Genomic DNA, 23,463 nt, shown 5'->3' on the forward strand with positions numbered 1-23,463 from the left:
GAATAGATACGCCGGCTGCGGCTTACTGCGTGGAGTAAGCGGGCGCGATGGGCATGAGCTTGGCTTCCACCTCGGTCAGTACCCACACTTCGTGCAGCATGCCTTGGGGCTCCAGGAGGTACACCACGGGCAAGGTCTGGCCCACCAGCGCGGCGGACATGGCCAGCATTCCGTTGGCGCCACGGACGCGGGCGCCGGGTGAGAGGCGCGCCACCTTATTGTTCAGGAGCACCTCGGGTGGCGCCACCACCTGCAGCGTACCGCGCAGGGCTTTGGGGGGGAATGTCCGAACCGCCACCACGGCCGTGCCAGTGCTATCGGTCAGCTGTTGGGTGGTGGGGCTGGTTTGCGCCATGCTGTCCAAGGGCAGGGCGACCAGCACAAAGATTGCGCCCAGGGCGCGGATGCAGCGGTTCATGGTGTGTATCCAGAGGCTGTGGAAGAAGCGGTGATTTTACCGACGCCGTGGCGGCACATAAGAAAAACCCGCAGGGCTTGCGCGCTGCGGGTTCTCAATTTGGTGGTCGTAGGTGGACTTGAACCACCGACATCAGCATTATGAATGCTGCGCTCTAACCAACTGAGCTATACGACCGAAGCCCAGAATTATAGACCAAAAATTATTGGTGGGTAAAGTGGGCGGCGCGCTTGTTCACAAACGCGTCCATGCCTTCCTTTTGGTCGGCCGTGGCAAACAAGGCATGGAACATGCGACGCTCAAAGGCAATGCCATCGGCCAGCGTGCCCTCAAAGGCGCGGTTCACGGCCTCCTTGGCGGCCATCGTGGCCACTTGCGAGAAGGCGCAAATCTGCAGCGCGGCGCCCAAGGCTTCGTCCTGCAGTTTGTCCAGCGGTACCACGCGGCTCACCAGCCCGGCGCGCTCGGCCTCGGTCGCATCCATCATGCGGCCGGTCAGCGCCAGATCCATGGCCTTGGCCTTGCCCACCGCGCGCGGCAGGCGCTGCGTGCCACCCGCGCCGGGGATGATGCCCAGCTTGATCTCGGGCTGGCCGAACTTGGCGTTGTCGGCGGCGATGATGAAGTCGCACATCATGGCCAGCTCGCAGCCGCCGCCCAGGGCAAAGCCACTGACCGCGGCGATGACCGGCTTGCGCACGCTGCGGATGGTTTCCCAGTTGCGGGTGATGAAGTCGCCTTTGTAGGCATCGGCAAAGCTGAACTTGGCCATGGCGGTGATGTCGGCGCCCGCGGCGAAGGCTTTTTCGCTGCCGGTGAGCACGATGCAGCCAATGGCCGGGTCAGCGTCAAAGCCCTTGAGCGCGGCGCCCAGCTCGTCCATGAGCTGGTCGTTCAGTGCGTTCAGCGCCTTGGGGCGGTTGAGTGTGATGATGGCAACCTTGTCGCCTTCGATACGGGTGGTGATGCATTCGTAGCTCATCATGGGGTCTCCGGATTTTGATGATTGGCACTATAGCGAAGAGGGGTTGCACATGACTGACACCAGCACGACGTCCACACCCGAGCCTCTGGTTCTCTACGCCGAGCACGCCGCCGTGGCCCTGCTCACACTGAACCGCCCGGCCGCACTCAACGCGTTTACGCGCGAGATGCACCACGCGCTGTGGGCGGCGCTGGAGCGGGCCGAGGCCAACCCAGCCATCCGCGCGGTGGTGTTGACGGGGGCCGGGCGGGGCTTTTGCGCCGGGGCTGACCTGAATACCGGCGAGCTGGGACCGGATGCCCATCCTGCCGGGCGGCCAGATCCGGGGATAAGCATTGAGCAGGCCTTCAACCCGACCACGCGCCGTCTGCAAGCCTTGCGCCTGCCGACGGTGGCCGCGGTGAATGGCGTAGCGGCTGGAGCCGGCATGTCATTTGCGCTGGCGTGTGACATCGTGATTGCGGCGCCAGGGGCCAGCTTCATTCAGGCCTTCAGCAAGATTGGCCTGATTCCCGATGCGGGTAGCAGCTGGTTTTTGCCGCAGCGGCTGGGCATGGCGCGCGCCCTGGCGTTGGCCATGACGGGTGACAAGCTGATGGCGGCGCAGGCCAAGGAATGGGGGCTGGTGTGGGACGTGGCCGACGACTGCGTGGCTGCGGCAATGGCCATGGCGCAGCGCTTGGCTGCGATGCCTACGCAGGCCTTGGTGACAACCCGCCAGCTGTTGCGCGATGGTGCCAGCCGTACCCTGCACCAGCAGCTGGATGCGGAGCGCGATGCCCAGAGTGCCATGGGGCAGACCGATGACTATGTGGAGGGGGTGCGGGCGTTTCGGGAGAAGCGCTCTCCCAAGTTCACTGGACGCTAGTTCCCGATTGCCAGCAGGGTGGGGGCGCCGAAGCGGGTTGGGCTGGGGCCCTCATACTGTCCTGCTGGCCACAAATCGGGCCCCAGCCCAACCCGCTTCGGCATACGGTACGTGTAGGTCTGCGCTCCGGCCTTGCTTTAGGCCCCGTTCAGCCACTTGTTGGCAGCGGCAGCGTCGCGGATCGACAAGCGCACAGCCGTGCTGGGGGCGGGCATGGCGAGGGTCAGCGTCATCAAGCGCTTGTCGCGGGAGACCAGCGCGCTGACTTTCTTGGCTTTGCCGGTGTAGAGCGTCAAGTCGTCCAGCGCCTGCATGCGCCAAGGCTGGCCCTCCGTTTGTACGGCCAACCATTCATCGCCTGCGGCAAAGCCCGCTTTTTCGGCCACGCTACCGCGCAACACCTGTTGGACGAACAGGCCGCCGTTTTCTTTCACACGCAGGCCGAGTTGTTGGGCCACTTGGTCGGGTTCGCGGTTGACCTGCACGCCGTGCTGCTCCAGCAGCTCGGCCACGGGCAGCTCTTTGGTGTTGTGTACCCAGTGGGCGATTTCCTTGGCGTAGCTGCGGCCAGTCTGTTCCTGCAATACGGTCAGCAGGTCGGCCTCAGTCATGGGGCCGCCGGCGCAGCGGGCCCACAGGCCGCGCATCACGGCGTCCAGGCTGGTTTTGCCTTCCGCGCGCAGCGTGAGGTCCAGGCACAGGCCCACCAGCGAGCCTTTGGTGTAGTAGCTCACCGTGGCGTTGGCGGTGTTTTCGTCCTGGCGGTAGTACTTCACCCAGGCGTCAAAGCTGCTTTGCGCCACGCTTTGCACCAGGCGGCCGGGCGTCTGGTTCACCTGGTTGATGGTTTTGCTCAGCAGCTTGAGGTAGGTGGCGTTGTCGATGCGCGCGGCGCGGCGCAGCAGCAGGTCGTCGTAATAGCTGGTGAAACCCTCAAAGAACCACAGCAGCTGCGTGTAGTTTTCCTGCGTGTAGTCATAGCGGGCCAGCTCGGCCGGGCGCAGGCGCTTGACGTTCCAAGTGTGGAAGTACTCGTGGCTGATCAAGCCCAGCAATGTGGTGTAGCCCTCGGGCTGCTTGTGCGTGGTGGGGGCCAGTGTGGTGCGGGGCAGGCGCGGCAGGTCTTTGCGGGCGCAGATGAGGGCGGTGGAGTTCTTGTGCTCCAGGCCGCCATAGCCGTCGTGCACAGCAGCCAGCATGAAGACGTAGTTTTTGAAAGGAATCGGGCTATGGCCCCCGTCCTTCTTGCGCGAGGCGCTCACTTTTTTGACATCGGCAACCGCTTCCCCGTGCCAGAAGCGCAGTTCGGCCTCGCAGATGGCCTGGGTGTCGGACAGCAGCTGGGCGCCGTCAAAGCTGGGCGGGGCGCCTGCCACCACAAAGCGGTGGGGGATGCCACAGGCCACAAAGCTGCCGCTCCAGAAGGGGCCCAGTTCCACCGGGCAGTCCACCAGGGTGTCGTAGCTGTCGGCGCGGTAGAGGCCAAAGCCGGCCTTGTCGCATTTCACCGCCTCCAGCCCGGTGGCTACTTGCCAGCCCTTGGGGGCGCCGGCGGCGGCGATGGCCAGCGTGTGCGGGGTGTCGGCCAGCTCGGGCACTTGCAGGCACAGGCTGGTGCCGTTGAAGAAACCGCGTTGTGCGTCCAGCCACGCGGTGCGCACCGAGGCATCAAACGCGTACACCTCGTACTGCACCTGCAGCGGCGTGCCAGGCGTGCACGCCACCTCCCACGTCGCCTTGTCATGCTGCTGCACGGCCACGCGCTTGGTGCCCTGGCGGGCGTCCAGCTTTTGCAGGTGCTTGGCAAATTCGCGCACCAGGTAGCTGCCCGGAATCCACACCGGCAGGCGCAGGGTTTGCTGCGCGGTGGGGGCGGGCACGGTCAGGGTGACGCGGAACAGGTGGGCCTGCACATCCAGCAGCTCCACCTGGTAGTGCACGGGGGCGGTGGTGTTCGTGGAGGTGCGAGATTTCATATCAAATTGGCCTCTAGCCCGCATAAATTCTGCGCGAACAGCTATGAAAAAAGGAGTAAATGCAGGGCTGGATCAGCCCTTGGCAGCCGCCAGGTGCTTCTCGATCTGCTGCGCGTCAATGGCGCCGGGCACGCGGTTGCCGTCCTGGAAGATCAAGGTGGGCGTGCCGTTGATGCGGTAGGTCTTGCCGAACTCCACATTGCGCGCCAGCGGGCTCACGTCACACATGGCGGCAGCGGCCGGGGCGGCCTGGTCGCGCAGCATCCAGTCCTGCCAGGCGGTGACTTTGTCCTTGCTGCACCAGATGGCCTTGGATTTCTCAGTCGAGTCGGGGCCAAGGATGGGGTAGAGGAACATGTAGATGGTGACGTTGTCCACCTTCTGCAGATCGCGCTCGAAACGCTTGCAGTAGCCGCAATTGGGGTCTTCAAACACCGCCAGTTTGCGCTGGCCATTGCCGCGCACGATGGTGAAGGCGTCCTTGAAAGGCAGTTTGTCGAATTTGACCGCAGTGAGCTTGTTGATGCGCTCCTCGGTCAGGTTGCGCAATTCTTTGTCATTGGTGAGGATCAGGTTGCCCTGGAAGATGTGGTCACCCTTGGCGTCGCTGTAATAGATTTCAGCGCCGTTGACGCGGATTTCGTAGATGCCCGGGATGCTGGTTTTGCGGACCTCGTCAATATTCTTGAAGAGCTGGATGCGCTTGCCCAGATTGCTGCGGATGGTGGCCTCTTGCGCATGTAGGCTGCTAGCCAGGGTACCAAGGGCCAGAACGGCAGCACAAACGGTGGTGGAAAGTTTCACGGTGGGTATCTCTTGGAGAAGGAACAAGTTAGCGCTGGGTGCTGCCCATGGCGCGGCGGGCGACCCAGTGTTTGAGCAGGCCACTGGCGTTAAAGCCTTGCATGCCCCAGTTGCGCAGGCTGGCAGCAGCCGCATGGGGGTGGGAAAACAGCTGTTGCAGCGCGTCGCCCGTACCGCCGACCAAGGCAAAGTCAGCCTTGCGAGCGCGCTCGTAGCTGCGCAGCAATCTGGGGTCGGCCACGCTGCGCCAGTAGGGGCGGGTGTCCAGCACACGCACCAGTTCGGCCACATCGCCCAAGCCCAGGTTCAGGCCCTGGCCAGCCAGCGGGTGCACATTGTGGGCGGCGTCACCGGCCAGCACCCAAGCGCCAGTGGCCATCTGGCCGCTCCAGCGGCGGGCCAGCGCATGCTGCAGCGGCCACACTTTGCGTGCACTCTCCAGCGTCACGGTGCCCAAGGCATCGTGGCTGGCGGCTTGCAGGGCGGTGGTGAACTCCATGTCGGGGGCGGCTTGCAGGGCGGTGGCCCGGTCTGGGGAGACTGACCACACCACAGCGCATAAGTTCCCATCGGCCCCGCCCATGGGCAGAAAGGCCAGGATCTCGCCGTTGGCAAACCACTGCCGTGCCACCTGACCGTGGCCCTGGGCGCAGCGCACGCGCGCAGCCAGAGCCCATTGCCCGTAGGCCGTCACGTCAAAGTCAACGCCCAACTCTTCGCGCGTGCGGCTGGCCCGGCCTTCGCACACCACGGTGAGCGTGGCCTGGGGCGGGGCGTCTACCACGTCGATCAGGGGTTGAAAGCGCACCGCCTCGGCCAGTTGGGCCTCCAGCGCGGGCACGTCCACGATCCAATTGAGCGCTTCGCCGCCTTGTAGCGCAGCGTCAAACGCCACTTCGCCCCCTTGATCGCCATGCACCTCCATGCGCATTACCGGCGTAGCCTGGGCTGTGTTGGGCCAGCAGCGCACGGCGTCGAGCAGTGCACGGGCCGGGTGGTTCAGCGCGTAGGCGCGCACATCCGACTCGGCCGGGGTGGAGGGGGCTGCGTAGAGCGCCACGCGCAGCCGTTTGGCGGCCAGATGCAAGGCCAGCGTGCGGCCCACAATGCCAGCGCCGCGGATGCCAATGTCGTAAGAAGAAGCCATGCGGCCATTGTAGGAGGGCGGGTACCATGCCTCTTTGGTTGCAACAGGAAGACCCCCGATGAGTGAAAGTGCCGGCGATGTGCAAGGGCAGATTGCCCAGTTGAGGATCTACCCCGTGAAGTCCTGCGCTGGCATTGCCGTGCAGGAGGCCGTGCTGCTGCACACGGGCCTGCAATGGGACCGCCACTGGATGGTGGTGGATGCTGAGGGCCTGTTTGTGAGCCAGCGCGAATGCGCGCGCATGGCATTGATTCGCCCGCAGCTCGAGGCTGACAGCCTGCGGCTACAGGCGCCCGGCATGCCGGACTTGCGTGTGCCGTTTCAAGCCCCAGGCCCGACGTTGCGGGTGCAGGTGTGGGACGACGTGGTGATCGCGCTGGACATGGGGCACCAGGCCGCGCAGTGGTTGCAGACCTTTTTGGGGGCGCCCGCCGAGCGCCTGGTACGTTTTGACCCGGCCGCACAGCGGGCTTGCAGCACCAAGTGGACCGGTGGTGTGGCCGCCAGCACCCAGTTTGCCGATGGCTACCCGGTGCTGGTGACGACCGACAGTGCCATGGACGAACTCAACACCCGCCTGGCGGCCCAGGGCCATCCGTCGGTGGGCATGGAGCGCTTTCGGCCCAATGTGGTGCTCAGCGGCCTGCTGCCGCACGACGAAGACCACCTGGGGCCGCTGGAAGTCTGGGACAAGGGGGCAGCGGTGGCGGGCCTGCAGCTGGTCAAGCCTTGCGCGCGCTGCCCGATTCCGAACATCGACCCCGCCACCGCCGTCAGCCACCCTGGCGTGGGCGATGCCCTGCAGGCCTATCGCCAGGATGCGCGGGTAAACGGTGCCATCACCTTCGGCATGAATGCCATCGTGACCCATGGCTCTGGCACGGTGTTGCGGGTGGGCCAGGCCGTGCAGGGCTGTTACGCGTTTGGCTGAGTTGGCAGCTCGCTGCTGACGCCCTGTATGGACGACAAGGGCGCCGGCAAGGTGGTGGCCGGTTCCAAAAAGCGGATGGGCCGACGGGTGCGCGGGGAAATGCCTTCCAGCACGTTGCCCAGCTCCTCCAAAATGGTTTCTTGCTGGGGTATCACTTCGCTGAGCAGCACACAGGCCACGTGGAATTGCAGTGTGACCTCGGGCTTGAGTCCGGGCAGCGGAATCAGCCCCGAGGCAATCAGTCGGACCATGCGTTCGGTCAGGGCTTGGCGGTCGTGCACGCCATCCAACACCAGGCCGAAGCGTGCGCTATCCAATCGTCCCGCCGGGTCCACATCGCGCAGCACGCGGTGCAGCTTGACGGCCGCGCGCAGCAGGCATTGTTCGGCCACGGCATCGCCATAGGAATCGCGCAGGAACTTGAAGTTCACGACATCGACCAGCACGATGGCGGAAGGATCCCCGTCATGCCGAGCCCGGGCTAGTGCGTGTTCCACTTGCTGCTGGAAGAGGGGTGCCGTCAGCAGTCCAGTGAGAGCGTCTTGTGTGGGCAGGGCTTTGGCGCGTTCTTCCGCCTCACGGCGTTCACGGATGCGGGTGTGCAGCGCCTGTTGCAGCAACGGCACCATCATGGCAATGGCGACGACAAGCAGGTAGCGGGTCTGCCACCAATCGGGCACGATAAACCAGAGCTGGAGCACCTGAAACAGCACCACTACGCATTGCGGTAGGTATGCCATGAGCAACCATTTGCTAACAGCGTACCCACGTCGCCAAGTGAGTGTTGCAGTCAAGATGGTCAGCACGGGTCCTGCGAGCAAGTACACCGAATTGACATTCAACGCCAGCCGCCGGTCTATCGCAATTGACAGCAAAGCCACTGGCAACGAGGCCAAGCCAACGGCATAGACAATTTTTGCAAGTCGCGGAAAGCCGACGTCCAAAGACGCGATGTGGCGGACAAAAAGCAGCGTGCCACCGACCCCCAGAATAGGCAGTGCCATGTGGGCAAAGTTTGACCACAGGGGCGAGGTCGGCCACAACCATAACGCGGCCAAGCCGCTGATATTGGCAATGATGACCAGCACCAACGTTGCATAGGCGGTGTACCAACCGTCTGCGCTGTCTCGGCTTTGCAGGTAGTGGATAAAGCAGACGCCAATCAACATGATCAGCATGCCAATCAGCACACCCAGGCCCAGATTCTCGAACTCGCGCTGACGGTCGCGTTCAGCTTGGTTGGTCAATTGCAGCGGAAGTGCAATCGACTTGAAATTACGCACTTCCAAGTAGACCTCGTGAACCCCCTGTTCAGGCAAGGTGACGTCAAAGTCCGGGTAGAGCGATGGGTGATTCCATTGCGCGACTGCGATGGTGTCGCCAGCCACTTGTTTGCTCCAAGTGCCCTTGCCCTTGGGTTGGTAGAGTGCGGCGTAATCCAGGTAGGGCAGCGGCACATGCAGTGTCCATTCCGTAGGTCCGTCAGCCGCGCGCTCCATTCGCAGGCGCACCCACAATGTGTGTCCTTCGCGCAGGGCAAACTCCTGATCTGCGGCGTGGGGTGCAAAGCCGGGCGACGGTAGCTTGCTGATGCCACCAATCCCGATGCTGGGCTCGCTTTCGATCAGCGCTGCCAAGGTGCCGCTGATTTGCAGGCTGGTGTGGCTGCCGTCCAGCTTGATCGGGGGCTCAACCTGGGCCTGCGCCATGCCTGCTGTCAGTCCCCACAGGAGCCAACAAAGCAGCAGGCAGCGGTGCACTGTAGTGGGCAAGTTCATGGAGTTACCGGGGTGGGGCTCAAGGGCGCGGCCTGGGTGGGCACGGGCTCCAGAAAGCGGATGGGACGGCGCGTGCGCGGGGAGATTCCGGCCAGCACACCGGACAAATCCTCCAGCACCCGCTCGGGCGGCACCGGGTTGTCGTGCAGTAGCACACAGGCGGCCTGGAACTGCAGGGTCACCTCGGGCTCCAGGCCCTGTAGCGGGATCAGGCCCGAGGCCACCAGCTTGACCAGTCGCTCCGTCAGTGCCTGGCGCGAGGCCACGCCCTCCAACACCATGGCAAAACGCGCGGTATCGATGCGGGCCGCCGGATCCACATCGCGCAGGATGCGATGCAGCTTGATCACGGCGCGCAGCATGCACTGCTCGGCCGTGGTGTCGCCCATGGTGGCGCGAATACGCTCCAGGTTGATCACACTGACGAGTACCAGCGCCACGGGCTCCCGGGTGTCAATGGCGCGCTGGTAGGCTTCTTCCACATGGCTTTGAAAAGCCTGGGCCGTGAGCAATCCAGTGAGCGCATCCTGCGTAGGCAACTGGCCAGCGCGCAACGCGACTTCTTTGCGGTCGTGGGTGGCGCGGCTCAGGGCGTACATCAGTGTTGGCACCGACAAGGCCACACTCAGCGACATGAAGTAACGCATTTCCCACCGGTTGGTAATCAGGTCAAAAGCCTCTGCCACCAGCCACATCAGGCACACGCATTGCGGCACGTAAGCCAGCATCAGCCAGGTCCCAATCGTCGAGCCGCCACGCCAGCTCATCACGGTGACCAGCAGACCCACGGTGGTGGCCGCCAAGAGGGCCGTGGTGCCAATCTGGTCGGCCACATCACGTCCCAGCAGGACGTAACCCACCACTGCACCCAAGGTGCCCCAGGCGATCAGGACCAGGGTCTTGTCGTAGCGGTGAAAGTGGGTGGACAGTGCGTACAGCTTTCGCACAAACAACAGCGAGGTTCCCACAGTCAGCAGTGGCAAGATGCTGTTGGCGTAGTCTGCCCAAGTGGGCCAAGCGGTCCACAACACAGCATTGAGCACGCCATTCACCTGGGCGACGGACAGGGCCACCAGCAGGCCGTACCAGGCCGCCTTCAGGTCGAAGGGATTTTTGTGTTCGTAGTGGCGGATGACCGAGAGCGCCGCCAGGGTCAGCAGGGTGCCAATGACCAAGCCCAGGCCCACGCTCTCCAACTGGCGTTGACCCTCGCGCAGCGGCGCTGTCGTCAATCGCACCGGCACACTTAGGGGCTTGAAATTGCGCACCTGCAGGTACAGATCTTGGGGCACGCCGCTGGGCAGGTCCAGCGTGAATTCAGGATACAGGCCGCGCTGGCCCCATTGCGCCTGGGCCAGCGTGTCCCCTGCGGATTGGACGGTCCAGTTTTTGCCGTCGGGGCGTTGGTAGAGCGTGACGGCATCCACATAGGGCGCGGGCACATTCAGCGTCCACTGGGTGGCGTTGCCAGCTGCCCGCACCACGCGCAAGTGCAGCCACAGGGTATTGCCGCTGTACAGGGCATGGCGGCTGCGTGCGGCGACCGGGGTGAAGGCCTGGGGTGTGCGTGCGACTTCGTCAATGCTGGCGCGAATGCCGCTTTCCAGCCAGGTGGCCACCTGGCCGGCCAGCTCCAAACTGGTGGTGCCGTCGCCCAATACCAAGGTCTGGGGCAGAACCGGTGTAGCAGCCCAGACTGGCATACCAACCAGTCCCAAGCCTACTGCCCAGGCCAGCATCCAGCGCAAAAGCAGGTATCGCATACACTTGGCACCCAGTTTTTAGAGGTTTGTTATGAGTTTGAAGTGTGGCATTGTAGGCCTGCCCAACGTGGGCAAAAGTACCCTTTTTAACGCCTTGACCAAGGCCGGCATTGCTGCAGAAAACTACCCGTTTTGCACCATCGAGCCCAATGTGGGCGTGGTCGAAGTGCCGGATCCGCGCCTGCAGCAGTTGGCCGACATCATCACCCCCGAGCGCATCGTTCCCGCGATTGTGGAGTTCGTCGACATCGCCGGTCTGGTGGCCGGCGCCAGCACGGGAGAAGGCCTGGGCAACAAGTTTTTGGCGCATATCCGCGAGACCGATGCCACCATCAACGTGGTGCGCTGCTTTGAAGACGACAACGTGATCCACGTGGCCGGCAAGGTCGACCCGATTGCCGACATCGAAGTCATCCAGACCGAACTCTGCCTGGCCGACTTGGGGGCCGTGGAAAAAGCCCTGCACCGCGTGACCAAACTGGCGCGCTCGGGCGACAAGGAGTCCGTCAAGCTGGTGGCGATTTTGGAGAAGTGCCAGGCTGCGCTGAACGAAGCCAAGCCCGTGCGCACGCTGGACTTCAGCAAGGAAGAGTTGCCCCTGCTCAAGCAGTTTTTCCTGATCACCGCCAAGCCCGCCATGTTTGTGGCCAACGTGTCCGAAGACGGCTTTGAGAACAACCCCTTGCTGGATCGCCTGACCGCGTTTGCCAAGGCCCAAGGCGCACCCGTGGTAGCTATTTGCGCCAAGATGGAAGCCGAACTCTCGGAGATGGACGACGCTGACCGCTTGGAATTTCTCAAGGAACTCGGCCAAAGCGAACCCGGCTTGAACCGCCTGATTCGCTCGGCGTACAGCTTGCTGGGCTTGCAGACCTACTTCACGGCGGGGGTCAAAGAAGTGCGCGCCTGGACCATCCATGTGGGCGATACCGGCCCGCAAGCGGCCGGCGTGATCCACACCGATTTCGAGAAGGGCTACATCCGTGCCCAGACCATCGCGTTTGACGACTTCATCGCCTTCAAGGGCGAGCAGGGTGCCAAAGATGCAGGCAAGATGCGCGCCGAAGGCAAGGACTACGTCGTCAAGGACGGCGACGTGATGAACTTCCTGTTCAGCTCCTGACGCTTCCCGCTTCCCTGTGACCCTGTCCTACGACTGGTTGGCCTTGGGGGCTGCGGCCTGCTGGGCCGTCACCGGGCTGCTGTCAGCACCACAAGCGCGCCATCTGGGCGCGTTTGCATTTACGCGCTGGCGCATGGGGCTGGTGTTCCTGATGTTGTTGCCGCTCGTGGTGGCCAGCGGGGGCTGGCAAACGCTGTCATGGGCTTCGTTCGGGGTGCTCGCGTTCAGTGGCTTGATCGGCATTTTTGTGGGCGACACCGCACTGTTTGCCTCCATGAACCGGCTGGGACCCCGTCGCACGGGGGTGCTGTTTGCCACCCACGCCTGTTTCAGTGCGCTGCTGGGTTATGCCGTGCTGGACGAGCGCATGGGCGCCCAGGCCTTGTTGGGTGGCGCGCTGGTGGTGGGCGGTGTGATGATGGCCGTGGCCCTGGGCGCGCACAAAAACGAATCGCATGCGTTGGAGGTCACGCGCGGCCATTGGCCGCTGGGTGTGGCGCTGGGCCTGCTGGCCGCGCTGTGCCAGGCCCTGGGCTCGCTGATCGCCAAGCCCATCATGGCTTCAGGGGTGGACCCGGTGACGGCCACCGTGGTGCGCGTGGGCGCAACCTGCGTGGCCCATCTGATGCTGCTTTGGGCGGGAGTGGGGGTGGCGCGCACGCAGAACGCCCTGTCTCTGCATGTGCTGGCATGGGTCGCCTTGAGCGGCATGATTGGCATGGGCTTGGGCATGAGCCTGATCCTGCTGGCACTGCGCCATGGCGACGTGGGCATGGTGGGCATCCTCTCGTCGGTATCGCCGGTGCTGGTGCTACCGCTGTTGTGGTGGCATCTGGGGCGCCCGCCAGCGCGTGGGGCCTGGTGGGGTGCCGCCCTCACGGTATTCGGGACTTCACTTGTTTTGGTGCGGTAGCCCGCATGGATAATGCGCCAATAGCTCCTAAATATATAGCATTGAATGCGGTATTTGATTACCACAGGGTGGCAAGACTGCTCAACGCAGCTGTCATGAGCGTGTAGCGCGCCAGCTTGCCCACTGCCATGTAGGCTACACAGGGCCAGAAGGGCAATTTCAGCCAGCCCGCCACCGCACATAAGGGGTCGCCCACCACAGGGAGCCACGCCAGCAGGCAGGCTTTGGGACCTAGTCGCTGCAGCCAGTCCAGCGCGCGCAGGTGGTGGCTGCTTTTTCCATAGTGATCGGCCACCCGGTGGGCGCCATACCCCATCCACCAGCTCACCGCGCCACCCAGGGTGTTGCCCACCGTGGCCACCAGGACCACGGGCCAAAACAACGCGGGGTTGAGTTGCACCAGCCCAAACACCACCGGCTCTGAGCCCATGGGCAACAGCGTGGCTGAAATAAAGGAGACCACGAACACCGTGCCCAGGCTGTACTCGGGCAGGGCGAGCAGGTGCAAAAGAGAGGGAATCCAGCGGTCCATGGCGAGCGCAGTATAGGGAGTGCGCCGATTCGTTGCGCTGCAGCAGGTGTATTTCAATTGCTGAAATTTTGGGCAGGTAGAATTGCCACCCGGCCCCAACGACCTGGGGCCCTTGTCTTTTTAGGCAACTCCCTTTTTACACACAGCCCATGCACATCGGTCCGTTCGCTTTGGCGAATCACCTCTTTGTCGCGCCCATGGCAGGGGTGACCGACCGCCCCTTCCGGCAGCTGTGCAAGCGCCTGGGAGCGGGCTATGCAGTGAGCGAGATGGTGACCTCGCGCAAGGACTTGTGGAACAGCCTCAAAACCTCGCGCCGTGCCAACCATGAGGGCGAGCCGGGCCCGATTGCTGTACAGATCGCCGGCACCGAGGCAGCCATGATGGCCGAGGCTGCGGTCTACAACATTGACCGCGGCGCACAGATCATCGACATCAACATGGGGTGCCCGGCCAAGAAGGTCTGCAACAAGTGGGCCGGTTCGGCGCTGATGCAGGACGAGCAACTGGCCATCGAGATTGTGGAAGCCGTGGTGCAAGCCTGCGCGCCGCGCAATGTGCCCGTGACGCTGAAGATGCGCACCGGCTGGTGCCAGACCGAAAAGAACGCCGTGGTGCTGGCGCGTGCCGCCGAGGCCGCAGGTGTACAGATGGTCACGGTGCACGGCCGCACGCGCGAGCAAGGCTACAAAGGCCATGCCGAATACGACACCATTGCTGCAGTCAAGGCTGCGCTGACGATTCCGGTGGTGGCCAATGGCGATATCACCAGCCCCGAGAAGGCGCGCGAAGTGTTGGCCGCCACGGGAGCAGACGCCATCATGATTGGCCGCGCCGCCCAAGGCTACCCCTGGATCTTCCGCGAAGTGGCGCATTACCTGGCCACTGGCACGCACCTTGCACCGCCGCTGGTGAGTGAGGTCAAGCGTCTGCTCGTGGAGCATCTGCACGACCATTACAGCCTGTACGACGAATTCATCGGGGTGCGCTCGGCGCGCAAACACATTGGCTGGTACCTGCGCGAACTGCCGGGTGGCGAGGAATTCCGCCAGCGCATGAATCTGCTCGAAGACAGCGTCTCGCAGGTGGCTGCGGTGGAAGAGTATCTGGATCAATTGAATGAAAAAATGGACCGCATCCCAAGCAGGGAGCAGGCGTCCAGTCTTGCAAGGGGACATGACATGATGGAATTGGCAGCATGAGCAAGAAGCACATTGACGAGTGCGTGCGCGCGAGTCTGGAAGGTTATTTCGCAGACTTGGGTGGTACCGAGCCCGATGGCATGTATGACATGCTGGTACGCGCGGTGGAAAAACCCCTGCTCGAGGTGGTGATGGCGCAAGCCGACCACAACCAATCCAAGGCGGCCCAATGGCTGGGTTTGAACCGCAATACCTTGCGCAAAAAACTCGTCGAGCACAAGCTGCTCTCCTAAGCGACACCGCCGGGCCCCGCCATGGCGTGGGGCTGGCAAACCGATTTTTAGTTTGACTCCTCCCCGTACCATGAACGCACAAAAAACTGCTCTGCTGTCCGTGTCTGACAAGACCGGCATCGTCGAACTCGCCCAGGCTCTGCACGCCCAAGGCGTCAAGCTTCTGTCCACCGGCGGCACCGCCAAGTTGCTGGCTGACAAAGGCTTGCCCGTGACCGAAGTAGCCGAGATGACTGGCTTCCCGGAGATGTTGGATGGCCGCGTGAAGACGCTGCACCCCCGCGTGCACGGTGGCCTGCTGGCACGCCGCGATTTCCCGACGCACATGGCAGCCCTTGCCGAGCATCAGATCAACACCATCGACTTCCTCGTGGTGAACCTGTACCCGTTTGAAGCCACCGTGGCCAAGCCCGGCTGCACGCTGGAAGACGCGATCGAGAACATCGATATCGGTGGCCCTGCCATGGTGCGCAGCGCTGCCAAGAATTGGAAAGACGTGGCGGTGCTGACCGACGCAGCACAGTATGAGGCCGTGATTGCAGAGCTGAAAGCCAATGGTGTGGTGAGCGACAAGACCAAACTGGGCCTGTCCATCGCCGCCTTCAACCGCATCAGCCAGTACGACGGCGCCATCAGCGACTACCTGTCCGCTATCCAGATTGGTGACGACGTACCCGCCGGCGACAAGGCGCCGGTGCTGGACCTGTTCCCCGGCCAGAGCAACGGCCGCTTCGTCAAGGTGCAAGACCTGCGCTACGGCGAAAACAGCCACCAGCAGGCCGCGTTGTACCGAGACCTGTATCCCGCGCCTGGCTCCCTGGTCACGGCCAAGCAGCTGCAGGGCAAGGAGTTGAGCTACAACAACATCGCCGATGCCGATGCCGCATGGGAATGCGTGAAGAGTTTTGATACGCCGGCTTGCGTGATCGTCAAGCACGCCAACCCCTGCGGTGTGGCCATCGGTGCCAACGCCTTGGAGTCTTACAGCAAGGCCTTCCAAACGGATCCCACCAGTGCCTTCGGCGGCATCATCGCGCTGAACTGCGAGTTGGACGAGTCAGCGGCTCAACAAATCTCCAAGCAGTTTGTGGAAGTGCTGATGGCGCCCAGCTTCACTCCGGCGGCGCTCGAAGTCTTCAAGTCCAAGGTCAACGTGCGTATCCTGCAGATCGACTTGCCAAAGGGTGGTACCACCGCATGGGATCAGGGCCGCAACCTCATGGACATGAAGCGCATCGGCTCTGGCATCCTGCTACAAACGGCTGATAACCACGAGCTGGCACTGAGCGACCTCAAGGTGGTGACCACCAAGCAACCCACGGCTGAAGAACTCAACGACCTGCTGTTTGCCTGGACCGTGGCCAAGTACGTCAAGTCCAATGCCATCGTCTTCTGCAAGGGCGGCATGACCATGGGCGTGGGTGCGGGCCAGATGAGTCGCTTGGACTCGGCCCGCATAGCCTCCATCAAGGCCGGCCACGCCAACCTGTCGCTGGCCGGCACGGTGGTGGCCAGCGACGCGTTCTTCCCCTTCCGCGATGGATTGGATGTGGTGGTGGACCACGGTGCCACCTGCGTCATCCAGCCCGGTGGTTCCATGCGCGACCAGGAAGTAATTGACGCGGCCAACGAGCGTGGCGTATCCATGGTGTTCAGCGGCGTGCGCCATTTCCGCCACTAAGCTATTTGCCGAGCCACGCGCAATACAAGCCGCCTTCGGGCGGCTTCTTTGTGCAAAGTTGTCTTCTAGCCCGCATGCAATGTGCGCCAGTAGCTATGTATTACGTAGCAAGTCCTGCGTTGCAAAAGGCTCTGTGGGGGCTTGTTCTGGTGAAGTACCGCCGCCGCCAGGGATTGGGCGAAAATCGCCCCCATGCAACACCACATCACCTCCAGCCTGCAAGAAGCCCACTCCGCTCTGACCAACCTGCTCGCCAACCGGGCAGCCTTGGCCACCATCGAGCAGGCGGCGCAACTGCTGATCGCCACCTTTGAAAACCAGGGCCGGGTGTATTCCTGTGGCAACGGTGGATCGATGTGCGATGCCATGCACTTCGCCGAGGAGCTGACTGGCCGTTACCGCAAAGACCGCAAATCACTGGGCGCCACTGCCATCAGCGACGCCGGCCACCTGACCTGCGTGGGCAATGACCACGGTTACGAACAGGTGTTTGCCCGCTACGTCGAAGGCCACGGCCGGGCTGGTGATTGCCTGGTGGCACTGAGCACTAGCGGCACCAGCAAGAACGTCATCAAGGCTGCCGAAGCCGCCAAGGCGATGGGCATGAAGGTCATCATCCTCAGCGGCAAGCGCAGCGAGAAGCTGGAGCCCCTGAGCGATGTCTACATCTGCACCCCCGGAGGCACCTACGCCGACCGGGTGCAGGAGCTGCACATCAAGGTGTTGCACATCCTGATCGAGTTGATCGAGCGGCACTTCTTTCCCGCGAACTATGTGGGTGAGTGATGTCCGCCAGTGATCAAATGCGCTGAAACATATGGGGGCTAGAGGTGAAATTGACCTCTAGCCCCTATGGGGTATGCGCTGACAGCTTCTATTTTGATAGCAACTTAAAGACCTCGCCTGCAGCCGCCACAGTTTCAGCGATGTCTGCATCGGTGTGTGCTGCGCTCATGAAGCCGGCCTCGTACAGCGCTGGGGCGATGTAGATGCCGCGGTCAAGCAGGCCGTGGAACAGGGTGTTGAAGCGGGCGTTGTCCGTGGTCATCACTTTGGTGTAGTTCTGTGGCAAATCCTTGAACAGGAAGAAGCCGAACATCCCGCCCTCACTGTCACCACAGAAATCCACACCGGCCTTGTCAGCCTCGGCTTGCAAGCCACGGATCAGGCTCTGGGTCTTGCGGCCCAGGTCTTCGTAGAAACCGGGTTTGCCGATCTCCTTGAGGGTCGCCAAGCCGCAGGCCGTTGCCACCGGATTACCAGACAGGGTGCCGGCCTGGTAGACCGGCCCCAGTGGCGCGAGCTGCTCCATCACCGCGCGCTTGCCGCCAAAGGCCGCCAGCGGCATGCCGCCGCCAATCACCTTGCCCAGCACCGTCATGTCCGGCTCGAAACCGGGAATGCTGCGGGCGTACACGCTTTGCGCGCTGCCAAAGGCCACCCGCAAGCCGGTCATCACCTCGTCAAACACAAACAGCGCGCCGTAATGGGTGCACAGCTCGCGGCAGCGTTTCATGAATGGCACGCTGGCACGCACAAAGTTCATGTTGCCAGCGATCGGTTCGATCATCAGGCAGGCCAGTTCTTTGCCGTGCAGCGCAAAAGCCTCTTCAAGCTGCTGGAGGTTGTTGTACTCCAGCACCAGCGTGTGCTGTACCACTTCGGGGGGCACACCGGCGCTGGTGGGGTTGCCAAAGGTGGCCAGCCCCGAGCCAGCCTTTACCAGCAGCGCATCGGCATGGCCGTGGTAACAGCCCTCGAACTTCAAAATCTTGCTGCGGCCGGTGGCACCACGCGCCAGACGGATGGCGCTCATGCCGGCCTCGGTACCACTGCTGACCAGACGCACCATGTCCATGCTGGGCACGCGCTCCAAAATGGCTTCGGCCAGCTCCACCTCGCGCTCGGTAGGGGCGCCGAAGGAGAAACCATCGATGGCCGCTTTCTGTACCGCCTCCAGCACAGCCGGGTGGCCATGGCCCAGGATCATGGGGCCCCAGGAGCCGATGTAATCAATATGGCGCTTGCCATTGGCGTCCCAGAAGTAAGCGCCTTGGGCGCGCTGCACAAAGCGTGGTGTGCCGCCCACGGCTTTGAACGCGCGCACGGGCGAGTTCACTCCGCCAGGAATCACGCGCTTGGCGCGTTCGAACAGGGCTTGGTTGTGATCAATGGACATACGGAGGGCAAAGAGAGGTCAGTGGCGGGTGGCGTGTGGAGGCAGGTCGAAGTCCACATCGTCTGGTGTGTCTTCATCGTCGGATTCAGGATGGGCCCAGAACAGGCGGTCAGGAATGATCTGGCCCATGCCCGGCCGAAAGCCGCTCTCCAGGCAACGATCCAGGTAGCTCAGAGCTTCTGTGACGGCTTCGGTCAGTTCAGTGCCGCTGGCAATCAGGGCCGCCAGGGCGGCGGACAAGGTGTCACCCGCGCCGGTGAACACGGCTTCGAACCGCTCGAACTTCTCACTGCACAAAACTGCGGTGGGTGACGCCAGAACGTTGTCGATGAACTGGTCTGGCAGGGGAATACCGGTGACCAGTGTGTAGGGCACACCAAAGGCATTGGCGGCTTTGGCAATGTCGCGCGCGCTCGGGCTTTTGTCGGAACTCCAGTCCGGCAGAAGCCAGCGCGAGAGTGTGCTGTGGTTTCCAACCAACACTGTGGTCTGGGGCAAAAGTAACTCTGTGCAAGCGTCCTGGTACAGGTCAATCTGGTCGTCCTGCCACCACGAGAGGTTGGGCATGTAGGCCACCAGTGGTACGTCGGCGTAGTCGGATGCGAGTTCGGCGATCGCGCTCAGGTTCTCGGGCGTTCCGACAAAGCCGACCTTGAAAACCTGGGCTGGCACATCCTCCAGAATTACCCGGGCCTGCTCGGTCACGGCTTCGTCGTCCAGAGGGAAGTGGTCCACGATTTCCGAGGTGTCTCGGGCGTAAACCCCGGTCACCACCGGCAATGCATGGGCGCCTACCGAGGCAATGGCGCTTAAGTCTGCCGAGGTGCCGCCGCCGCCGCTGGGGTCGTTGGCATTGAACGCCATAACGCAAGCCGAGGGGCCGTCATCGTCAATTTCTTCTTCGGGAGCGGGGGAGGGAGATGCCGACATCAGGGGTGCCTGTATTGGGGTTTGTCATCAGGCAGAATGGCGAACTTTCAGCGGGCGGCCCGCATTTTCGCAAGAGCTGCTCTATACAATCGTTGCATTCTATTCGAAGGCCCCTTAAGCTGTGACCGATACTAAAACTTGGATGTGCTTGATTTGCGGTTGGATTTATGACGAGGCTACCGGCGCGCCGGACCACGGCATTGCACCAGGTACCCTCTGGGCTGATGTGCCCATGAACTGGACCTGCCCTGAATGTGGTGCACGCAAAGAAGATTTTGAAATGGTGCAGATCTGATGCTGCATCGCTGGTGCGGATTTGACCCATCCTGACCGTCCACGCTAGTACTGGAGCAACGTCCCTTGAGCACCACAGCACCCACCTTTAAAGTCCTGGTTATTGACGACAGCAACACCATTCGGCGTAGCGCGGAGATTTTTCTCAAGCAGGGTGGGCACGAAGTGATGCTGGCTGAGGATGGTTTCGATGCGCTGGCCAAAGTCAATGACTACCAGCCGCACCTGATTTTTTGCGACATCTTGATGCCCCGTCTGGACGGGTACCAGACTTGCGCCATCATCAAGCGCAATGCCAAGTTTTCCGGGGTCCCTGTGGTCATGTTGTCATCCAAGGATGGTGTCTTTGACAAGGCCCGTGGCCGCATGGTCGGCGCCCAAGACTACCTGACCAAACCGTTTACCAAAGACCAGTTGTTGCAAGCTGTGCAGCAATTTGGTGCCGTATTGCAAGGAGCTATGTGATGGCTATCACCAAAGTACTGATTGTTGATGACTCGAAAACAGAATTGTTGTTTTTGACCGAGTTGCTGCAAAAGAATGGTTTCACCGTGCGGTCTGCCGAGAATGCCGATGAGGCTTTCAAGCGTCTGTCTGAAGAGAAGCCGCATTTAATTTTGATGGATGTGGTGATGCCGGGCCAAAATGGTTTTCAGTTGACGCGCGCAATCAATCGCACGCCTGAATACTCTGAAATCCCCATCATCATGTGCACAAGCAAGAGCCTGGAGACGGATCGTGTATGGGGTATGCGCCAAGGGGCCAAGGACTACATCACCAAACCGGTTGATGCGGCTGAGTTGTTCGCAAAAATCAAGGCTTTGGACTGATCCACACCATCCATGGCCAATAGAGAAGCACTTCGAGAACTCCAAGCCCGCTTGGCCAGCCGCCTGCAAGCGGCACGTGCAGAGGGTATGTCCGTTGCGTGGCTTGCCGTTCGTGCGGGCGGGCGCAACTACCTGTTTCCTTTGGGGCAGTCGGGTGAAATCGTTCCCTTGACGCAGTTGCAGGCAGTCCCCTACTCCTTGGATTGGTTCCGGGGCGTCGTCAACATCCGTGGTGGTTTGTTTGGCGTGGTTGATTTGGCGGGATTTATCGCCATCAGTGGCGGTGGAGTGCGTGAAGAGCCTGCCGTGGCAGAACCTAGCGTGGTAACCCTCAACGCCTTGTTGGAGGTTAACTGTGCGCTGCAGGTTGATGCCTTGTCCGGTTTGCGTGGGCCAGATGCTTTTGTCTCCTCCAAGCCCGCGCCTGGCGATGCGCCTGTCTACTTCGGCAACCAGTTTTTTGATGCCGCAGGCGATCAGTGGCAAGAAATCAATTTGCGTACCCTGTCCCAAACCCCCCAGTTTCTGAGCATCAGCGCTTAAGTACCACCAGTAAGGTCCCATCATGTCTGTTGTCGATCAATTGAAAAACCTGTTCTCCAAAAAGCCGCAGGAGTCCGAGTTGGATTCGCGCTTGAGTCTGGCTATGCCCGATGCGACCGTGGATGCAGTGGGGCAAGAGACGTTGCAAGAGTCCCAGAACGCGCCTTTGCAGGCCGCTGTGGCGCCAGCGGATGCTGGTAGCGAACCGGTAGTCAACGAAGGTGACTTGGTTTCAGTTCCTGGTCTGGGACGCCGGACGGTACAGCAACACCAACGGACTTTGTCTTTCCTGTTGGCTGGTGCCCTGTTGGTGCTGGCGGTGGTGGTGTTCATCGTTCTGAGCCAGTCGGACCGTGTGGCCCAGCAGCTGGGTGCCACTGGCCAGTCCTTGATGCAGTCACAACGCCTCGCCAAGTCCGTATCGCAGGCGGTGGTGGGTAGTGCCCAAGCGTTTCCGGACGTGTCTGAAAGTGCTGGTATCTTGGCGAAATCTGCCCGTGGTTTGCAGTCGGGCGATGCCGAAATGCGCATTAACGCCTTGGACGAAGAATATGCGCCGGAACTCGGCAAGGTGATTCCCTTGGTCGAGCGTGCAGAGAAGAACGCAAAGGCTGTGATGAGCCAACAGAAGATGCTGACGCAAATTGGCTCTGCGTTGCGCCTGATTAACCGTCAATCGTCCGACTTGCTGGAAATTGCGGAAACCGTGGCCTCCCTGAAACTGCAACAAAACGCGCCAGCCGTAGAAATTTCGGCGGTGGGGCAACTGGTGATGTTGACTCAGCGTATTGGTAAGTCGTCCAACGAATTCTTGACGGCTGAAGGTGTGAGCCCCGAAGCGGTGTTCTTGCTTGGCAAGGACTTGAACACGTTCAAGGAAATTTCCGAAGCGCTCTTGTCTGGCAGTACCGAATTGCGTCTGACCGCGACCAAAGATCCTGCCACGCGCGAGCAACTCGAAGCATTGATCAAGATGTACGAAGAAACCCGTGTTCAAGCTGGCGCTATTCTTGGCAACTTGCAAGGCTTGGTGTCGGCGCGTGAGGCGCAGGGCGCCATCATTGCAGACAGTGAGCCACTGCGCCGTAACCTTGAAGAGCTGCAGACCAAGCTGTCCAGCCAGGCCGGTATCGGTGGCGGTTCTTTGGCCATCATGGTTGCCGCAGCGGCTTTCGCGCTCTTGTGTGCAGGTGGCCTGTCGTATGTGCAGCTGCAGGACAGCCGCAAGCGTCAAGTTCTGGCTGAAGACCAACGGCTCGAAGCCGAGCGCCAGGAGCACGAAGCCAAACGCGTCAATGACGCTAACCAGGCTGCTATTTTGCGGTTGATGAACGAATTGCAGACAGTGGCTGAGGGTGATTTGACCCAAGAAGCCACGGTGACAGAAGACATTACTGGCGCTATTGCCGATTCGGTGAATTACACCGTGGAAGAGTTGCGCTCTCTGGTGTCCAACGTCCAAAACACGGCGGCCCGTGTGGCCCAAACCACTGCCGATGTGGATGCCACGTCTACCGAGCTGCTTGCAGCCTCCAATGAGCAACTGCACGAGATTCGTGAAACCGGTAAGTCCGTGGTGGATATGGCGGGACGCATTAACGAAGTGTCTGCCCAAGCGCAAGAGTCTGCTGCGGTAGCCCGTCAGTCGCTGCAAGCTGCTGAGACCGGCCTGCAAGCGGTGCAGAATGCGATCGGTGGTATGAACTCCATCCGAGACCAGATCCAGGAAACCTCCAAGCGCATTAAGCGCCTCGGTGAGTCTTCACAGGAAATTGGTGAAATTACAGAGCTGATTTCGGACATTACCGAACAGACCAACGTGCTGGCTTTGAATGCAGCCATTCAGGCGGCATCTGCGGGTGAAGCCGGTCGCGGCTTCTCGGTGGTGGCGGAAGAAGTGCAGCGTCTGGCGGAGCGTTCCGCCGATGCGACGCGCCAAATCGCGGCGCTGGTGAAGGCCATTCAGACGGATACGCAGGATGCCATCGGCGCTATGGAGCGCTCTACGCAGGGTGTGGTGGAGGGAGCCAAACTGTCTGACAACGCAGGTACTGCGCTGACCGAAATTGACCGCGTGTCCCGCCGTGTGGCCGATCTGATTGAGCAGATTTCGAACTCTGCATCGCGTGAAGCCGGTTTGGCCAACGTGGTGGCGGATAACATCCAGCACATTTTTGCGGTAACTGAACAGACCGGAGAAGGTACACGCGCCACGGCCAATCAGGTGCGTGAGCTGTCCCGTATGGCAGAAGAGCTGCGCCAGTCGGTATCCCGATTCAAGATCGCCTGACCTCCATGTCACGCCTTCACCCCGCCCCGTGAGATCCAGGAGA

23 protein-coding genes and 1 tRNA gene are annotated in these 23,463 nt (G+C 61.8%); 13 read left to right on the forward strand and 11 right to left on the reverse strand.

Features of this window, described 5'->3' with window-relative positions; translation table 11 throughout:
* Positions 1 to 22 precede the first annotated feature (22 nt).
* From CHU94_RS17245 to CHU94_RS17255, 3 genes are all read right to left on the reverse strand, one after another.
* Positions 23 to 418, reverse strand: coding sequence for a hypothetical protein (locus tag CHU94_RS17245; protein WP_255034015.1), 396 nt, complete (start codon positions 416 to 418; stop codon positions 23 to 25).
* 100 nt (positions 419 to 518) lie between these two features.
* Positions 519 to 595, reverse strand: a tRNA-Met gene (locus CHU94_RS17250).
* A 25-nt stretch (positions 596 to 620) separates the two neighbouring features.
* Positions 621 to 1,400 (reverse strand): enoyl-CoA hydratase, encoded by a 780-nt coding sequence (locus CHU94_RS17255; protein ID WP_094482847.1) that lies wholly within the window; start codon positions 1,398 to 1,400, stop codon positions 621 to 623.
* A 52-nt stretch (positions 1,401 to 1,452) separates the two neighbouring features.
* On the opposite strand from CHU94_RS17255, the gene CHU94_RS17260 reads away from it, so the two are divergent.
* Positions 1,453 to 2,271, forward strand: a complete 819-nt coding sequence (locus CHU94_RS17260; RefSeq protein WP_094482141.1) for an enoyl-CoA hydratase-related protein — start codon at positions 1,453 to 1,455, stop codon at positions 2,269 to 2,271.
* A 137-nt stretch (positions 2,272 to 2,408) separates the two neighbouring features.
* Here the strand turns inward: CHU94_RS17260 and CHU94_RS17265 are convergent, their stop codons facing one another.
* The 3 genes from CHU94_RS17265 to CHU94_RS17275 all read right to left on the reverse strand — a co-directional run bounded on the left by CHU94_RS17265 (position 2,409) and on the right by CHU94_RS17275 (position 6,198).
* On the reverse strand, positions 2,409 to 4,247 hold the full coding sequence (locus CHU94_RS17265; RefSeq protein ID WP_094482143.1) for a M61 family metallopeptidase: 1,839 nt from the start codon (positions 4,245 to 4,247) through the stop codon (positions 2,409 to 2,411).
* A 72-nt stretch (positions 4,248 to 4,319) separates the two neighbouring features.
* Positions 4,320 to 5,051: a DsbC family protein gene (locus tag CHU94_RS17270; RefSeq protein WP_255034016.1), complete on the reverse strand. Its 732-nt coding sequence runs from the start codon at positions 5,049 to 5,051 to the stop codon at positions 4,320 to 4,322.
* A gap of 28 nt (positions 5,052 to 5,079) precedes the next feature.
* Positions 5,080 to 6,198: an FAD-dependent monooxygenase gene (locus tag CHU94_RS17275; protein ID WP_094482147.1), complete on the reverse strand. Its 1,119-nt coding sequence runs from the start codon at positions 6,196 to 6,198 to the stop codon at positions 5,080 to 5,082.
* Between the two features lie 58 nt (positions 6,199 to 6,256).
* On the opposite strand from CHU94_RS17275, the gene CHU94_RS17280 reads away from it, so the two are divergent.
* Positions 6,257 to 7,129 carry an MOSC domain-containing protein gene (locus CHU94_RS17280; RefSeq protein ID WP_094482149.1) on the forward strand — a complete coding sequence of 291 codons (873 nt, stop codon included), beginning with the start codon at positions 6,257 to 6,259 and terminating at the stop codon, positions 7,127 to 7,129.
* Here CHU94_RS17280 and CHU94_RS17285 read toward each other — a convergent pair.
* Positions 7,114 to 8,907 (reverse strand): 7TM diverse intracellular signaling domain-containing protein, encoded by a 1,794-nt coding sequence (locus tag CHU94_RS17285; RefSeq protein ID WP_094482151.1) that lies wholly within the window; start codon positions 8,905 to 8,907, stop codon positions 7,114 to 7,116. The two genes, CHU94_RS17280 and CHU94_RS17285, sit on opposite strands and share 16 nt — an antisense overlap.
* Positions 8,904 to 10,670 (reverse strand): 7TM-DISM domain-containing protein, encoded by a 1,767-nt coding sequence (locus tag CHU94_RS17290; protein ID WP_094482153.1) that lies wholly within the window; start codon positions 10,668 to 10,670, stop codon positions 8,904 to 8,906. The genes CHU94_RS17285 and CHU94_RS17290 overlap by 4 nt, the downstream gene beginning before the upstream one ends.
* A 31-nt stretch (positions 10,671 to 10,701) precedes the next feature.
* On the opposite strand from CHU94_RS17290, the gene ychF reads away from it, so the two are divergent.
* A complete protein-coding gene (gene ychF / locus CHU94_RS17295) occupies positions 10,702 to 11,793 on the forward strand; it encodes a redox-regulated ATPase YchF (RefSeq protein ID WP_094482155.1) in 1,092 nt (363 codons plus the stop codon).
* 16 nt (positions 11,794 to 11,809) lie between these two features.
* The gene (locus tag CHU94_RS17300) at positions 11,810 to 12,706 is read left to right on the forward strand and encodes a DMT family transporter (RefSeq protein WP_094482157.1); all 897 of its coding nucleotides are present in this window, start codon (positions 11,810 to 11,812) and stop codon (positions 12,704 to 12,706) included.
* 58 nt (positions 12,707 to 12,764) lie between these two features.
* Here the strand turns inward: CHU94_RS17300 and CHU94_RS17305 are convergent, their stop codons facing one another.
* Positions 12,765 to 13,238 carry a YqaA family protein gene (locus tag CHU94_RS17305; protein ID WP_094482159.1) on the reverse strand — a complete coding sequence of 158 codons (474 nt, stop codon included), beginning with the start codon at positions 13,236 to 13,238 and terminating at the stop codon, positions 12,765 to 12,767.
* A gap of 149 nt (positions 13,239 to 13,387) precedes the next feature.
* Here CHU94_RS17305 and dusB point away from each other — a divergent pair, with 149 nt between their 5' ends.
* From dusB to CHU94_RS17325, 4 genes are all read left to right on the forward strand, one after another.
* Complete coding sequence (gene dusB, locus CHU94_RS17310) at positions 13,388 to 14,440, forward strand: tRNA dihydrouridine synthase DusB (RefSeq protein ID WP_094482161.1); 1,053 nt, start codon at positions 13,388 to 13,390, stop codon at positions 14,438 to 14,440.
* Positions 14,437 to 14,673: a Fis family transcriptional regulator gene (locus tag CHU94_RS17315; RefSeq protein WP_094482163.1), complete on the forward strand. Its 237-nt coding sequence runs from the start codon at positions 14,437 to 14,439 to the stop codon at positions 14,671 to 14,673. Before dusB ends, CHU94_RS17315 begins: the two co-directional genes overlap by 4 nt.
* 70 nt (positions 14,674 to 14,743) lie before the next feature.
* On the forward strand, positions 14,744 to 16,354 hold the full coding sequence (purH, locus tag CHU94_RS17320) for a bifunctional phosphoribosylaminoimidazolecarboxamide formyltransferase/IMP cyclohydrolase (protein WP_094482165.1): 1,611 nt from the start codon (positions 14,744 to 14,746) through the stop codon (positions 16,352 to 16,354).
* 192 nt (positions 16,355 to 16,546) lie between these two features.
* Positions 16,547 to 17,140, forward strand: a complete 594-nt coding sequence (locus tag CHU94_RS17325; RefSeq protein ID WP_094482167.1) for an SIS domain-containing protein — start codon at positions 16,547 to 16,549, stop codon at positions 17,138 to 17,140.
* 88 nt (positions 17,141 to 17,228) lie between these two features.
* On the opposite strand, the gene hemL is transcribed toward CHU94_RS17325, so the two are convergent.
* Together hemL and CHU94_RS17335 are read right to left on the reverse strand one after the other, a co-directional pair.
* Complete coding sequence (hemL, locus tag CHU94_RS17330; protein ID WP_094482169.1) at positions 17,229 to 18,533, reverse strand: glutamate-1-semialdehyde 2,1-aminomutase; 1,305 nt, start codon at positions 18,531 to 18,533, stop codon at positions 17,229 to 17,231.
* Between the two features lie 18 nt (positions 18,534 to 18,551).
* Positions 18,552 to 19,463 carry a bifunctional hydroxymethylpyrimidine kinase/phosphomethylpyrimidine kinase gene (locus CHU94_RS17335; RefSeq protein ID WP_094482171.1) on the reverse strand — a complete coding sequence of 304 codons (912 nt, stop codon included), beginning with the start codon at positions 19,461 to 19,463 and terminating at the stop codon, positions 18,552 to 18,554.
* A gap of 121 nt (positions 19,464 to 19,584) precedes the next feature.
* Here CHU94_RS17335 and CHU94_RS17340 point away from each other — a divergent pair, with 121 nt between their 5' ends.
* From CHU94_RS17340 to CHU94_RS17360, 5 genes are all read left to right on the forward strand, one after another.
* A complete protein-coding gene (locus CHU94_RS17340) occupies positions 19,585 to 19,758 on the forward strand; it encodes a rubredoxin (RefSeq protein ID WP_076069848.1) in 174 nt (57 codons plus the stop codon).
* 65 nt (positions 19,759 to 19,823) lie between these two features.
* Positions 19,824 to 20,222, forward strand: a complete 399-nt coding sequence (locus tag CHU94_RS17345; RefSeq protein ID WP_094482173.1) for a PleD family two-component system response regulator — start codon at positions 19,824 to 19,826, stop codon at positions 20,220 to 20,222.
* A complete protein-coding gene (locus CHU94_RS17350; RefSeq protein WP_094482175.1) occupies positions 20,222 to 20,587 on the forward strand; it encodes a PleD family two-component system response regulator in 366 nt (121 codons plus the stop codon). The genes CHU94_RS17345 and CHU94_RS17350 overlap by 1 nt, the downstream gene beginning before the upstream one ends.
* 12 nt (positions 20,588 to 20,599) lie before the next feature.
* Positions 20,600 to 21,130 (forward strand): chemotaxis protein CheW, encoded by a 531-nt coding sequence (locus CHU94_RS17355; RefSeq protein WP_094482177.1) that lies wholly within the window; start codon positions 20,600 to 20,602, stop codon positions 21,128 to 21,130.
* A 22-nt stretch (positions 21,131 to 21,152) separates the two neighbouring features.
* On the forward strand, positions 21,153 to 23,420 hold the full coding sequence (locus CHU94_RS17360) for a methyl-accepting chemotaxis protein (RefSeq protein ID WP_094482179.1): 2,268 nt from the start codon (positions 21,153 to 21,155) through the stop codon (positions 23,418 to 23,420).
* Positions 23,421 to 23,463: the final 43 nt, after the last annotated feature.

Source organism: Rhodoferax sp. TH121 (genome assembly GCF_002251855.1).
Lineage (GTDB): Bacteria > Pseudomonadota > Gammaproteobacteria > Burkholderiales > Burkholderiaceae_C > Allorhodoferax.